Origin of the sequence: Vibrio sp. 10N.286.49.B3, assembly GCF_002873395.1 — a bacterium.
Classification (GTDB): domain Bacteria; phylum Pseudomonadota; class Gammaproteobacteria; order Enterobacterales; family Vibrionaceae; genus Vibrio.
Genome location: NZ_MCUV01000057.1, coordinates 1 through 12,584, shown reverse-complemented (window position 1 = coordinate 12,584; position 12,584 = coordinate 1). Strand labels below are relative to the sequence as shown.

General features: G+C 42.1%; 11 protein-coding genes. 9 read left to right on the top strand and 2 right to left on the bottom strand.

What is annotated here, in order from left to right:
* Nucleotides 1–170: 170 nt before the first annotated feature.
* From recQ to BCU68_RS15675, 3 genes are all read left to right on the top strand, one after another.
* Nucleotides 171–2,009 (top strand): ATP-dependent DNA helicase RecQ, encoded by a 1,839-nt coding sequence (recQ, locus tag BCU68_RS15685; protein WP_102565687.1) that lies wholly within the window; start codon nt 171–173, stop codon nt 2,007–2,009.
* Entirely contained in the window at nt 2,002–2,310 is a 309-nt protein-coding gene (locus BCU68_RS15680; RefSeq protein ID WP_102565686.1) for a DUF3630 family protein, read from the top strand. Before recQ ends, BCU68_RS15680 begins: the two co-directional genes overlap by 8 nt.
* Nucleotides 2,311–2,487: 177 nt before the next feature.
* Nucleotides 2,488–3,165, top strand: coding sequence for a 7-cyano-7-deazaguanine/7-aminomethyl-7-deazaguanine transporter (locus BCU68_RS15675; RefSeq protein WP_102565685.1), 678 nt, complete (start codon nt 2,488–2,490; stop codon nt 3,163–3,165).
* 135 nt (nt 3,166–3,300) lie between these two features.
* Here BCU68_RS15675 and gppA read toward each other — a convergent pair whose 3' ends face one another.
* Together gppA and rhlB are read right to left on the bottom strand one after the other, a co-directional pair.
* Nucleotides 3,301–4,788: a guanosine-5'-triphosphate,3'-diphosphate diphosphatase gene (gene gppA, locus BCU68_RS15670; protein ID WP_102565684.1), complete on the bottom strand. Its 1,488-nt coding sequence runs from the start codon at nt 4,786–4,788 to the stop codon at nt 3,301–3,303.
* A 6-nt stretch (nt 4,789–4,794) separates the two neighbouring features.
* Nucleotides 4,795–6,117 carry an ATP-dependent RNA helicase RhlB gene (rhlB, locus tag BCU68_RS15665; protein WP_102565683.1) on the bottom strand — a complete coding sequence of 441 codons (1,323 nt, stop codon included), beginning with the start codon at nt 6,115–6,117 and terminating at the stop codon, nt 4,795–4,797.
* A 111-nt stretch (nt 6,118–6,228) separates the two neighbouring features.
* Here rhlB and trxA point away from each other — a divergent pair, with 111 nt between their 5' ends.
* From trxA to fre, 6 genes are all read left to right on the top strand, one after another.
* Entirely contained in the window at nt 6,229–6,555 is a 327-nt protein-coding gene (gene trxA / locus BCU68_RS15660) for a thioredoxin TrxA (RefSeq protein WP_102565682.1), read from the top strand.
* 191 nt (nt 6,556–6,746) lie between these two features.
* Nucleotides 6,747–8,006: a transcription termination factor Rho gene (gene rho, locus BCU68_RS15655; protein WP_102565681.1), complete on the top strand. Its 1,260-nt coding sequence runs from the start codon at nt 6,747–6,749 to the stop codon at nt 8,004–8,006.
* Between the two features lie 117 nt (nt 8,007–8,123).
* A complete protein-coding gene (locus BCU68_RS15650) occupies nt 8,124–9,119 on the top strand; it encodes a hypothetical protein (RefSeq protein ID WP_102565680.1) in 996 nt (331 codons plus the stop codon).
* 122 nt (nt 9,120–9,241) lie between these two features.
* Nucleotides 9,242–11,095, top strand: coding sequence for a 4-hydroxy-3-polyprenylbenzoate decarboxylase (gene ubiD, locus BCU68_RS15645; protein WP_102565679.1), 1,854 nt, complete (start codon nt 9,242–9,244; stop codon nt 11,093–11,095).
* Nucleotides 11,092–11,358, top strand: coding sequence for a 2Fe-2S iron-sulfur cluster-binding protein (locus BCU68_RS15640; RefSeq protein WP_102565678.1), 267 nt, complete (start codon nt 11,092–11,094; stop codon nt 11,356–11,358). The genes ubiD and BCU68_RS15640 overlap by 4 nt, the downstream gene beginning before the upstream one ends.
* A 46-nt stretch (nt 11,359–11,404) precedes the next feature.
* Entirely contained in the window at nt 11,405–12,118 is a 714-nt protein-coding gene (gene fre / locus BCU68_RS15635) for an NAD(P)H-flavin reductase (protein ID WP_102565677.1), read from the top strand.
* The last annotated feature ends 466 nt before the right edge of the window (nt 12,119–12,584 follow it).

Sequence of the window (12,584 nt, the reverse complement as noted above, 5' to 3'; positions counted from 1 at the left end):
TGAATATTCTTAGGTTGATGTTACTAAAAAGAGAGAGTCACTGAGTTTGGTTGCTGAGTATAAAAGGGATACTGTTCAATCGCTAACAATTTGCGGTTTTATTCACCACCATTCCCCACTACAATATGGCGCTCAATTCGAGATTTGCTATAGAACCATTAGGATAACCAATGACCGCCACTTTACTTGCCGAGCCATCAGACGCACAGCCTTGTAGCGCACAAACTGTTTTAGCCGATGTCTTTGGGTATCAAGAGTTCCGTGAAGGTCAAAAACAGGTTATTGATATAGCAATACAAGGCGAAGATAGCTTAGTGATCATGCCAACAGGTGGTGGTAAATCATTGTGTTATCAGATCCCTGCATTAGTAAGAGATGGGATTACTTTAGTGATATCGCCTTTAATCTCACTAATGAAAGACCAAGTTGACCAACTTAAAGCCGATGGTGTTGCTGCTGAGTGTATTAACTCCACCATGTCTCGAGAGGCGTTAATTAGTACCTATAACCGAATGAATTTAGGTCAAATTAAGCTTATCTATGCTTCTCCTGAGCGAGTGCTAATGCGTGACTTTATTGAGCGTTTGCAGCATTTACCTTTATCAATGATTGCTGTCGATGAGGCGCACTGTATTTCTCAGTGGGGGCATGACTTTAGACCCGAATATGCAGCACTGGGTCAGCTAAAACATTATTTTCCTCACGTGCCTTTTATGGCGCTGACAGCAACCGCCGATGATGCAACGCGTAATGATATTATTCAGCGTCTTGCCTTAAATGAACCTCACGTACACCTTGGTAGCTTTGATCGCCCTAATATCCGCTACAACTTGATGGAGAAGCATAAGCCGGTCTCTCAAGTCGTGCGTTATTTAGCGACGCAAAAAGGCAACTGCGGCATTATCTATTGTGGCAGCCGTAAAAAAGTCGAAATGCTCACCGAGAAGCTATGCAATAACGGTTTACGTGCTGCGGGTTATCATGCGGGTATGGAAATGGATGAGCGTGCTTATGTGCAAGAAGCCTTTCAGCGCGATGATATTCAAATCGTTGTAGCAACCGTTGCATTTGGTATGGGTATTAACAAGCCTAACGTTCGCTTTGTTATTCACTTTGATATCCCACGTAATATCGAATCGTATTATCAGGAAACGGGTCGTGCAGGTCGTGATGGACTACCGGCTGAAGCGGTCATGTTATTTGATCCTGCTGATATTAGCTGGTTGCGCCGTATGTTAGATGAAAAAGAAGACGGACCGCAAAAACAAGTCGAGAGCCATAAGCTTAATGCTATGAGTGCATTTGCTGAAGCGCAAACTTGTCGTCGTCAGGTGTTACTGAACTATTTTGGTGAGTATCGAGAAAAGCCGTGTGGTAACTGCGATATCTGCCTAGATCCTCCGAAACATTTCGATGGAACCGAGGAGGCACAAAAGGCGCTTTCTTGTGTCTATCGAGTGAATCAAAACTTTGGTATGGGTTATGTCGTTGAAGTGATGCGTGGTATGCAAAACATCCGTGTACGCGAAAATGGTCATGATAAGCTTTCGACTTATGGGATAGGTCGCGATCATAGCCATGATTACTGGATTAGTATTTTTAGGCAGCTTATTCATAAAGGCATGCTATTTCAAAATATCACTCGCAACTCGACTCTACAACTGACTGAGGAAGCACGTCCTTTATTGCGCGGTAATATGTCTTTAGAGCTTGCGGTCCCACGTTTAGATACCGCGGTACGTAATGCCAAAGAAGATAAGCTATCGAGTAAGAACTACGATAAGAAGCTGTTTGCGAAATTACGTAAGTTGCGTAAGACCCTTGCTGATAAAGAAGGATTACCACCTTATGTTGTCTTTAGTGATGCGACATTGATCGACATGGCCGAAATGTTGCCAACATCGTATGGTGAAATGCTAGCAGTGAATGGTGTGGGTCAGCGTAAACTGGATAAGTACGCCGATCCTTTCTTGGACTTAATAGAAGAGCATATTACAACCAATGGCTAATCCTCAATTTGGACTGCAAGATTACTTTGCTCAAGAAGGGCGACTATTAATTACGGCACCACGTTTTGATTTTGATACTTTCCCGCCATTAGGTTTGGAGCTACTCAGTCAACTTGGTGCAGATGTGATAGAAAAACAGTGTGATGCTGACTTACATGCTTGGTTGATTGACTTTGAAGGTTGTCGGCTATTTTTACGTGCAGAACACTACAGTGAATCGATTTGGTTTGAAGCCTTAGCCAATCACAATAGTCGTGAAGAGCTCGATTATTTGGCTGGGCTATTTCAGCGCGGATTTTAGCATTACTTCTTTGTATAGATGTAACCAGTAGCGATGGTTGCAGCTATGGATCATTCATGTATAATCGCTCGCCGCAGAATTGGATAGGCCAGTTCTACGACATTGATATGAACGCGTTATCTGTAACGCAATCAATTTGGGTTCCCTCAACCCCAAACCAAACTAAAAAGGTACAATATGAGTAACTTTACCCTTGCGCAGCAGCGCAAAGCATTAGCATTTCTAGTTCTATTTCACTTATTGATCATCGCATCAAGCAACTATTTGGTTCAACTACCATTCACTATTTTTGGTATGCACACCACTTGGGGCGCGTTCACTTTTCCGTTTATTTTCTTAGCAACAGATTTAACCGTACGAATTTTTGGCGCTCAATTAGCTCGTAAAATTATTTTACTGGTCATGCTGCCTGCTTTAGCGATCTCTTACTTTTTATCGGTAATATTCTTTGAAGGTCAGTATCAAGGCTTTGCTCAGTTAGGCGAGTTCAACCTGTTTGTTGCTCGTATCGCTGCAGCCAGTTTTATGGCTTATATGCTTGGTCAGATTCTTGATATTTCAGTCTTTAACCGTTTACGCCAATTGAAGCAGTGGTGGATAGCGCCAACGTGCTCAACACTATTTGGTAATGCTCTGGATACGATTGCCTTTTTTGCGATTGCTTTCTACCAAAGCCCAGATCCATTTATGGCAGAGCACTGGACAGAAATTGCATTGGTTGATTACGGATTAAAACTATTAATTAGCTTAGGTCTATTTGTCCCAATGTATGGTGTGCTATTGAAGTTCTTAGTAAGCAAACTTACCTCAGTGAACCCAAAGTTTACGACGCATGGTGCCACCGTCGGTCAATAACGTCATGATATAGCCGATGAGTGAGGCATTGGTTACGATTGTGAACAGACATAAAAAATCCCAAGTTATAAAATAGCTTGGGATTTTTTGTATCTGTCGATTGATATCGGTAATCAAAAGTCACCGAGATGAACACTATTCATTGATTGAAAGCGGCCAGCCAATATCGGTTTGTCGATTGGCTTCTATCTCAAGTTCAGCATGAGTTAGTGGATTATCAGCTAACCATTGCGGATCAATATGCAGGGTTAGGATATCTTCGTTAGCCGTTAAGGTTACTTGTGGCTCTAAGCTTGGATTACGACGATGGCTAAGTAAAACCGCTAACCTTAATAGACGAAGAATTCGTTTGGCACTGGCACTAGAAACGGCGTGCTGTTCTGGTAATGAGGTCAGTTGCTCTCGGTAGCGTCGTGCTACTTCACCAATCAAATGCTTTTGGGCGCGAGTGTAACCTGGTAAATCGAGGTGCTGTAAAAGATAGGCACTGTGCTGGCCCCCTTTTTTAAAGTCGATGGTAAGGCCAATTTCATGTAGTTGAGCAACGGTATCGAGCAAATCTTTTGCCTGTTCTTCAACTAACCACGCTTCACCACAACCAAGCAGTAACTGATTGGCAAGTTTAACCACCTGCTGACCATAATCGGCATCAAGTTGGTAGCGATGTTGAATACTTGCAATGGTACGTGAGCGGATATCATTTTGACGTAGCTCATCAACCATTTCATAGACAAGTCCTTCGCGTAACGCACCGCCAGCGAGTGTCATGGATTTAATATTGAGTCGCTCGAAAATAGCGATAAGAATAGAAAGACCACTTGGGAAAACTAACGCTCTCTCTAGAGTCAGTCCTTCTATTTCTAATTCTTCTAAATGGTTTGCCATCATCGCTTGTTTTTGTAAACGTTTGAGTTTAGGTAATGTGATGACTTCATCCATTCCCTGGGCAAGCATGATTTCTTGTAGCGCTTGTACTGTGCCACTTGCTCCAACACAAACGTCCCACCCTAATTGAGAGTAGGTGTTTAAGATAGGTTCAAGCGTTATCTTGGCAGCTTCAATGGCATTATTGAAATTGACTTGAGTTAATTGACGGTCTTTGAAGTGTCTCTCTAACCAAGTAACACAGCCCATTTTTAGACTGGTTAATGCTTTAGATTCAAATCCTTCACCAATAATTAATTCTGTACTGGCACCACCAATATCGACCACTAAGCGTCGACCTAGTCCACCAGAAGTATGAGCGACACCTTTATAAATCGTTGCCGCTTCTTCTTCTCCTAAAATAACGTCAATCTTATGACCTAAGATTTGGTGCGCTTTTTCTAGGAAGATATCAACATTCGTTGCCGTTCTTAATGTAGCTGTTCCGACGATACGAATATTTTCTGTTGGAATATCTTGCAGTCGCTCTGCAAATAAACTCAAACAGTCCCAGCCACGTTGCATGGCTTCTAAACTTAACGCTTGCTCTTCATTTAACCCTGCGGCTAAACGCACTTTACGCTTAATTTTAGCCATGGTTTGTACGCTGCCATCGATATGACGCACAACGAGCATATGAAAACTGTTTGACCCGAGGTCAATAGCTGCGTACAGCGGAGATGGAACTGTCTGGCTCATAAACGACTAAGAATCCCTGTTTTGTCGCGGTTGACGAGGACGGCGACTATGTGGTTTACGGTTATTTCCATTACCGTTGTTGTTACGAGGTCCACCGGTATTGCCACGACGTTGTTGTGGATTACGAGTTTTTAATCGTAATGGTGCTGGAAGATCTTCAAGTAATGCTGAAGCATCATATTCCGACATTGGGATTGGATGTTCAATATATTCTTCGATTCCAGGAAGATTTATGGCGTAGTCCTCACAAGCAAAGCTAATTGATGAACCACTTTCTCCTGCACGACCAGTACGACCGATACGGTGAACATAATCTTCACAGTCATCAGGTAGGTCATAGTTAAATACGTGTGTTACTTGAGGGATATGTAGACCACGAGCTGCAACGTCGGTTGCCACTAAGATGTCGATATCGCCTTGAGTAAATTGCTCAAGAATTTTCTCGCGCTTTTTCTGTGGTACATCGCCAGTTAGTAGACCAACACGGTGACCATCGGCAGCAAGGTGACCCCATACTGACTCACACTTATGCTTCGTATTTGCGAAAATGATGGCACGTTCTGGCCATTCTTCTTCAATAAGAGTTTGTAGTAAGCCCATCTTATGTTCATTTGATGGGTAAAAAAGCTCTTCTTTAATACGGTGACCTGTTTTTTGTGCTGCTTCTACAACAACATGTTCAGGGTTATGCATGTGTTCAAACGCTAATTCTTGGACACGGTAAGACAGTGTCGCAGAAAATAGCATGTTCAAACGATCTTTTGGTTCCGGCATGCGGCGGAATAAAAAGCGAATATCCTTAATAAAGCCAAGATCGAACATGCGATCAGCTTCATCGAGTACCACAGCTTGAATGTGGTTTAGGTTAAAGGCTTTCTGTTTGTAGAAATCGATGATACGACCGGTGGTACCAATTAAGATATCAACACCTTGAGCAATTTTATCCAGTTGCTTATCGTAGCTTTCGCCACCGTAAGCCAATGCGGTCCTTATGCCCGTTGCTTGCGCTAGAGATTCAGCATCGTTAAAGATTTGAATCGCGAGTTCACGCGTTGGTGCCATAATAATTGCACGCGGTTGATTAGGCTTGCGCCCTTCATTCTCCGGTGTTTTTAATAGGTGATTAAAAGTAGCAGTAAGAAACGCAAGCGTTTTACCAGTCCCGGTTTGGGCCTGGCCTGCAATATCTTGGCCGGTGAGCAGTACCGGCAGCGCCAAGGCTTGGATAGGAGTACAAAATTCGTACCCTTTTTTGTCCAATCCTTCAATGACTTGAGGGTGTAAATTCAAGTCGGCGAATTTTTGCTCTGTGATATGCGTCTTTTTCATGACTATAGAATATCAGCTTAAGCTTGCAATACGAAAGTAAATACATTCCAATAGGGCATCTATTTACTGGTTATCATCCAACCAGTTCTAAAATACACATTGGAGTGGAAGATGAGTGATAAGATTTTGCAGCTAACTGATGACGGTTTTGAAGGCGATGTAATCAATGCTGCTGGCCCTGTTCTTGTTGATTTCTGGGCTGAATGGTGTGGTCCTTGTAAGATGATTGCCCCAATTCTTGATGAAGTAGCGGAAGAGTACGAAGGCAAGTTAACTATCGGTAAACTAAATATCGATCAAAACGCTGGTACTCCACCAAAATTTGGTATCCGTGGCATTCCTACTCTGCTTCTTTTCAAAAACGGCAGTGTAGCAGCAACGAAAGTTGGCGCACTTTCTAAGACTCAACTAAAAGAGTTCTTGGACGCAAATCTATAGTAAAGTGATAAAAAAAACCGCGTACATTTCTTTTACGCGGTTTTGTTTTTTAGAAAACTAGACTAAAATCTTTTTTAGTGCTAATTTATTGCACGTTAATTGAACAATTTCCTCTTCTTGGTCGACCCTGAGACCAAATCCATCTTAACTAGAAAACAGATCTTATTTTGACTAAACAAGCATCCACAACAATGAACCTTACCGAATTGAAAAACAGACCTGTGTCTGAACTTGTTAAACTAGGCGAAAGCTTGGGCCTTGAAAACTTGGCGCGCTTACGAAAGCAAGACATTATCTTCTCTACGCTAAAAGCTCACGCTAAAAGCGGTGAAGATATCTTTGGTGACGGGGTTCTTGAAATTCTTCAAGACGGCTTTGGTTTCCTACGCAGCGCAGATTGCTCTTATTTGGCAGGTCCTGATGATATTTACGTATCACCAAGCCAAATTCGTCGCTTTAACTTGCGTACAGGTGATTCGATTGCCGGGAAAATTCGTCCGCCAAAAGATGGCGAACGCTACTTTGCTTTATTAAAAGTAAATACGGTTAACCACGATCGTCCAGATAACGCACGTAATAAAATCTTGTTTGAAAACCTGACCCCTCTACATGCCAATGAGCGCATGGTTATGGAGCGTGGTAATGGCGCAACAGAAGATATTACGGCACGTATTCTTGATCTTGCTTCGCCAATTGGTAAAGGCCAACGTGGTTTGATTGTCGCTCCGCCAAAAGCGGGTAAGACAATGTTGCTGCAAAATATTGCTCAAAGTATTGCTCGTAACCACCCTGAATGTGAATTGATGGTTCTACTTATCGATGAACGTCCAGAGGAAGTGACAGAAATGCAACGCTTAGTAAAAGGCGAAGTTATTGCTTCTACCTTTGATGAGCCAGCATCTCGCCACGTACAGGTTGCTGAAATGGTAATCGAGAAAGCGAAGCGCCTTGTTGAACACAAGAAAGACGTGGTTATCTTACTTGACTCAATTACTCGTCTTGCTCGTGCTTACAACACCGTGATCCCTTCTTCTGGTAAAGTTCTTACTGGTGGTGTTGATGCCAATGCTTTACACCGTCCTAAGCGTTTCTTTGGTGCAGCTCGTAACGTTGAAGAAGGTGGTAGCTTAACCATCATCGCAACAGCACTAGTTGATACTGGCTCTAAGATGGATGAAGTTATCTACGAAGAGTTTAAAGGTACAGGTAACATGGAATTACACCTAAACCGTAAGATTGCGGAAAAACGTGTATTCCCAGCTATCGACTTTAACCGTTCAGGTACGCGTCGTGAAGAGCTTCTGACTAAGACCGATGAGCTACAAAAAATGTGGATTCTGCGCAAGATCGTTCACCCAATGAGCGAAACAGATGCGATGGAATTCCTTATTGATAAGCTTGCAATGACGAAAACGAATAACGAGTTCTTTGATGCGATGCGTCGCCAATAGCGATTATTTGATCATAACTTGATAAGAACTTTAAGCGCTGCCTCATTTGGCAGCGCTTTTGTTTGCATTCTATACTGTCTCTATGCAGTATACTTTGAATCAGAATAGGAGCTTATTATGCAACAAGGAATGTTGTCTTCATTACTCCTGTCTTCGTCGTTATTATTTGGGGCGATGACAGCGTCCGCAACAGAAATGGATGTCGCTCAGTCACAGTACTGGCTGCAGGATCAGCAGATCCAAACAAAAGTCTCTGAATTTATCGATTACATACATTACGATGAAGTCGATTCACTCTCTTTTTCTCTTCAGCGCTTAACCTTTCCTCAGCAAGAAGTTGCAAGATTTTTATTGCTGCAAACTTTAGAGCAAGAGCAAGCGGTCTTAACACCAAAGCTGGTGGCATTTTTACGAAAACAACAACAGATCGTACCGACCTATCAAACGATAAGGCAAGGCGATGGCTATGAATTAACGGCACCGACATTTGATTACCCTGCTATTGTTAATCGACTATTAATGCGCTGGGAGCAAGATCAGAAGATTTTAGCTTTTATCCTTCGAGCAGAGCGTAAAGAGTTAGTATTGCAAACGTGGTTAACGGGATCGGAGCAGGAAAGGCAGGCGAAAGAAACACTATTATTAGCAGAGTTAGACAGCTTATCTTTAGAAGCGGTGCTGCACCTTTGTGCTCAATTAACTCAAGCGACAGTAACCAGCTGGCTGCCTTCAAGTGAGGTGGTTGTTCGGTTAGCTCAAGTCAGTGAAGATAGTGAAACGTATAAAATGCTATGGCGTATGCGGGCTGATCAATATAGCCAAGCCGAACTTAATCGATTAGCGGGGCTTAACACGCCATTTGCCATGCAACAAATGATGGGTGCTGCGCAAAACCCTAGCCTAAAATCACAAGCATTAACTCTACTCACTCAAGTAAAGCCTTTGCCAGAAGAAGTGAAAGACTTTTTAATTACACGAATGGCAATTACAGAGGAAGCACCAATGGTTGCGCGTGAATTAGTAAAGCAAGGTCACCGCCATTGGCTACAAGATCTGGTTTCAACGAATCAGCAAGTTTCCGTGTCTTCACTTCAGCAGGTGCTAGGGCAATAATACCAATCGCCGAATTCACTGGATAATGCTCAATCCAGTGAATCATCTCACTAAATTAACCTCTCCTTCTTATTGTGCTCTTTGGTATACTGACTACAGTTTAAACAGCCAGTTGAAGGCCTATGAGTTTTAAAGATCTCCGAGACTTTATTGACCATCTAGAAAAGAAAGGTCAGCTAAAACGTATTTCCCACCCAATTGACCCACATTATGAAATGACAGAAATCAGCGATCGTACTTTACGAGCTGGTGGACCTGCCTTGTTATTTGAAAATCCTATTGGCTATCAGATGCCAGTACTGACCAATCTTTTTGGTACGCCTGAACGTGTTGCTATCGGTATGGGACGCGATGAGGTTAAAGAGTTACGAGAGGTCGGTAAGTTACTCGCTTATTTGAAAGAGCCAGAACCACCACAAGGTTTTAAAGATGCATTCAATAAGCTCCCACTTTTCAAGCAAGTCTTAAATATGCCAACTAAGCGCTTACGTAAAGCAGCGTGTCAGCAAGTGGTTTGGCAAGGCGATGAGGTTGATTTAGATAAAATCCCTGTGATGAGTTGTTGGCAAGATGATATTGCTCCTTTATTAACTTGGGGTTTGACGGTGACCAAAGGGCCGAACAAGAAGCGCCAAAACTTAGGTATTTATCGCCAGCAAAAGATAGCTAAAAATAAAGTGATTATGCGTTGGCTAGCTCATCGTGGTGGCGCATTAGATTTACGTGACTGGATGGAAACCAACCCTGGGGAGCCTTTTCCTGTTTCAGTGGCTTTTGGTGCAGATCCGGCAACCATCTTAGGTGCTGTTACTCCTGTTCCTGATACTTTATCTGAATATGCGTTTGCTGGGCTGTTACGTGGCACGAAAACGGAAGTGGTGAAATCATTAAGTAATGGGTTAGATGTCCCAGCCAGCGCTGAAATTGTGATGGAAGGTTATATCGATCCTAATGAGTTTGCTGATGAAGGTCCATATGGTGATCATACTGGTTACTATAATGAAGCGGAAAAGCACCACGTCTTCACTATCACTCATATCACAATGCGCCAAGACCCTATTTATCACAGTACCTATACTGGTCGCCCGCCTGATGAGCCTGCGGTATTAGGGGTTGCACTTAATGAAGTCTTCGTACCTATCTTACAAAAACAGTTCCCTGAAATAGAAGACTTCTACCTTCCCCCTGAAGGTTGTTCGTATCGAATGGCTGTCGTTAGCATTAAAAAACAATATTCAGGTCATGCGAAACGCATCATGATGGGAGTGTGGTCTTTCTTACGCCAATTTATGTACACCAAATTTGTGATTATTTGTGATAGCGAAGTGAATGTACGTGATTGGGGGGAAGTTGTGCAGGCAATGACACAACATATGGATCCTGTACGTGATACGTTATTTATAGAGCATACTCCGATTGATTCGTTAGATTTTGCTTCTCCTATTGCTGGGTTAGGCTCAAAAATGGGACTTGATGCGACGAAGAAGTGGGAAGCGGAACTTGCTACCATACCAGAGCCAGAATCGCGATCCATTCATGTTATAACGGAACAAGAAATTGCTCGTTTAAAAAATCAATTCCCACAAATTGTTGATGTGAATTTTCCTTCGCGAAATGACCAGCGTTTAGTTGTAGTAACAATGAAGAAGGAGCAGGTTGGGCAGTCAGCACAATTGTTGGATAGCCTATGGTCTTTCTTTGCTCAATCACTCGATGTTAAGTTTATTCTATTATGTGATGATGATGTTCAGGCTGATGACTGGAACGATATTATTTGGGCAGTAACGACTCGTATGGATCCGGCTCGAGATACGATACGCCTTTTAGGTGAGCCAGGTTGTTCATCAAAGTTAGCGTTTGATGCCACGAACAAGTTTCTTGGTGAAGTGGTTCGTGAGTGGGGAACACCAATAAAGAAAGATCCGCAAGTAGTGGCTAAAGTGGATGCTATTTGGGATAAATTAGGTATTTTATGACTTACCAAGTAACGTTATTGCCTGACGATATTAAGTTTGAAGTAGAAAAAGGGCAAACGGTGCTGGAAGCCGCGCTCAACAACGGAATTGATTTTCCTCATCGTTGCCAAGTTGGAGCATGTGCGATGTGCATGTGTCAAAAAGTCGAAGGTCAGATAAGTTATCACCTTGAGCCTATGCTTACTGAGAAAGAGCAAGCCCAAGGATGGATTTTTACCTGTCAGGCCTTTGCTGAAAGTAATTTAATACTGAGTCTTACTTAAATTCTAAGTACAGCCAGAAAAGGAAGAAAAGGAAGAAAATAATAACATGACGATACAATGCACAGTTAAATCAATTGAGCCCTTGGCATGCAACACTTATCAAATTTTATTGCACCCAGAGCAGCCTGTTGATTTCAAAGCAGGGCAGTATTTATTAGTTGAGATGGGTGAAAAGGATAAGCGACCATTTTCAATTGCGAGTAGCCCTTGCCGCCATGGTGGTGAGTTAGAGTTACATATTGGTGCTGCTGAACATAATGCTTATGCGTTAGAAGTTGTCGAAATGATGCAAGAAGCATTAAAAGAAGGCAGCCATATAGCGATTGATGCTCCTCATGGTACCGCTTGGGTAAGAGAAGATGCAGAGCGCCCACTATTACTCATTGCTGGTGGTACAGGCTTTAGCTATATCCGCTCTATTTTGGATCATTGTGTTAGCCAGCAGTTTAGCTTACCTATCTATGTATATTGGGGAGCGAAAAGTGATGGTCAGCTATATGCGAAGTCAGAGTTAGTGAGTATTGAAGCAGCAAACAGCAATGTACACTTTATACCTGTTGTTGAAGAAGCTTCGAATGAGTGGCAGGGTAAAGTTGGTAATGTATTAGAAGCGGTTGAAAGTGACTTTATGTCGTTAGCCGATTTTGACATCTATATAGCAGGTCGTTTTGAAATGGCAGGCGCAGCTCGTGAGCGTTTCACTGCGGAAAAACAAGCAAAGGCAGAAACAATGTATGCCGATGCCTATGCTTTTATCTAAAAATTGAAGTGAACCCATCAAAAGAGAAGGTTTTATAACCTTCTTTTTTGTTTTTTGTTGCTTTATTAAGCATAAAAACTAAAAATTCAATTTAATTGATAAATAGGGTTGTGTTACTTAATATTCTGCCTATAATGCGCAACTCCTAACGACGAAGCCTTATCGAATAAGGGTTTGCGAAATTAGGAAAGACGGTAATAAAAATTAAATAATTCAAAAAAGTGTTTGACACTTTAAGTTATTTAGCTAAAATGGCCGTCCACTTCAACGATAAGAACGAAACGTTCAAAACTTGAAGTAAGCTCTTTAACAATTTAAACCTATCAATCTGTGTGGGCACTCGTTGATGATAATCAAAAAGATTACTTAGGTAATCATTGATTCTTAGGAATCAAATTTGGTTTCAATGAACTGAGTGACCAATACGAATGACTATTTATAGTTATTTGGCACAGTCAATTCATTA

Coding starts and splice junctions, on each gene's coding strand:
- BCU68_RS15640 (WP_102565678.1), top strand. CDS start 11,092: ATGACTTACCAAGTAACGTTATTGCCTGACGATATTAAGTTTGAAGTA.
- recQ (WP_102565687.1), top strand. CDS start 171: ATGACCGCCACTTTACTTGCCGAGCCATCAGACGCACAGCCTTGTAGC.
- trxA (WP_102565682.1), top strand. CDS start 6,229: ATGAGTGATAAGATTTTGCAGCTAACTGATGACGGTTTTGAAGGCGAT.
- rhlB (WP_102565683.1), bottom strand. CDS start 6,117: ATGAAAAAGACGCATATCACAGAGCAAAAATTCGCCGACTTGAATTTA.
- BCU68_RS15650 (WP_102565680.1), top strand. CDS start 8,124: ATGCAACAAGGAATGTTGTCTTCATTACTCCTGTCTTCGTCGTTATTA.
- rho (WP_102565681.1), top strand. CDS start 6,747: ATGAACCTTACCGAATTGAAAAACAGACCTGTGTCTGAACTTGTTAAA.
- BCU68_RS15675 (WP_102565685.1), top strand. CDS start 2,488: ATGAGTAACTTTACCCTTGCGCAGCAGCGCAAAGCATTAGCATTTCTA.
- BCU68_RS15680 (WP_102565686.1), top strand. CDS start 2,002: ATGGCTAATCCTCAATTTGGACTGCAAGATTACTTTGCTCAAGAAGGG.
- ubiD (WP_102565679.1), top strand. CDS start 9,242: ATGAGTTTTAAAGATCTCCGAGACTTTATTGACCATCTAGAAAAGAAA.
- fre (WP_102565677.1), top strand. CDS start 11,405: ATGACGATACAATGCACAGTTAAATCAATTGAGCCCTTGGCATGCAAC.
- gppA (WP_102565684.1), bottom strand. CDS start 4,788: ATGAGCCAGACAGTTCCATCTCCGCTGTACGCAGCTATTGACCTCGGG.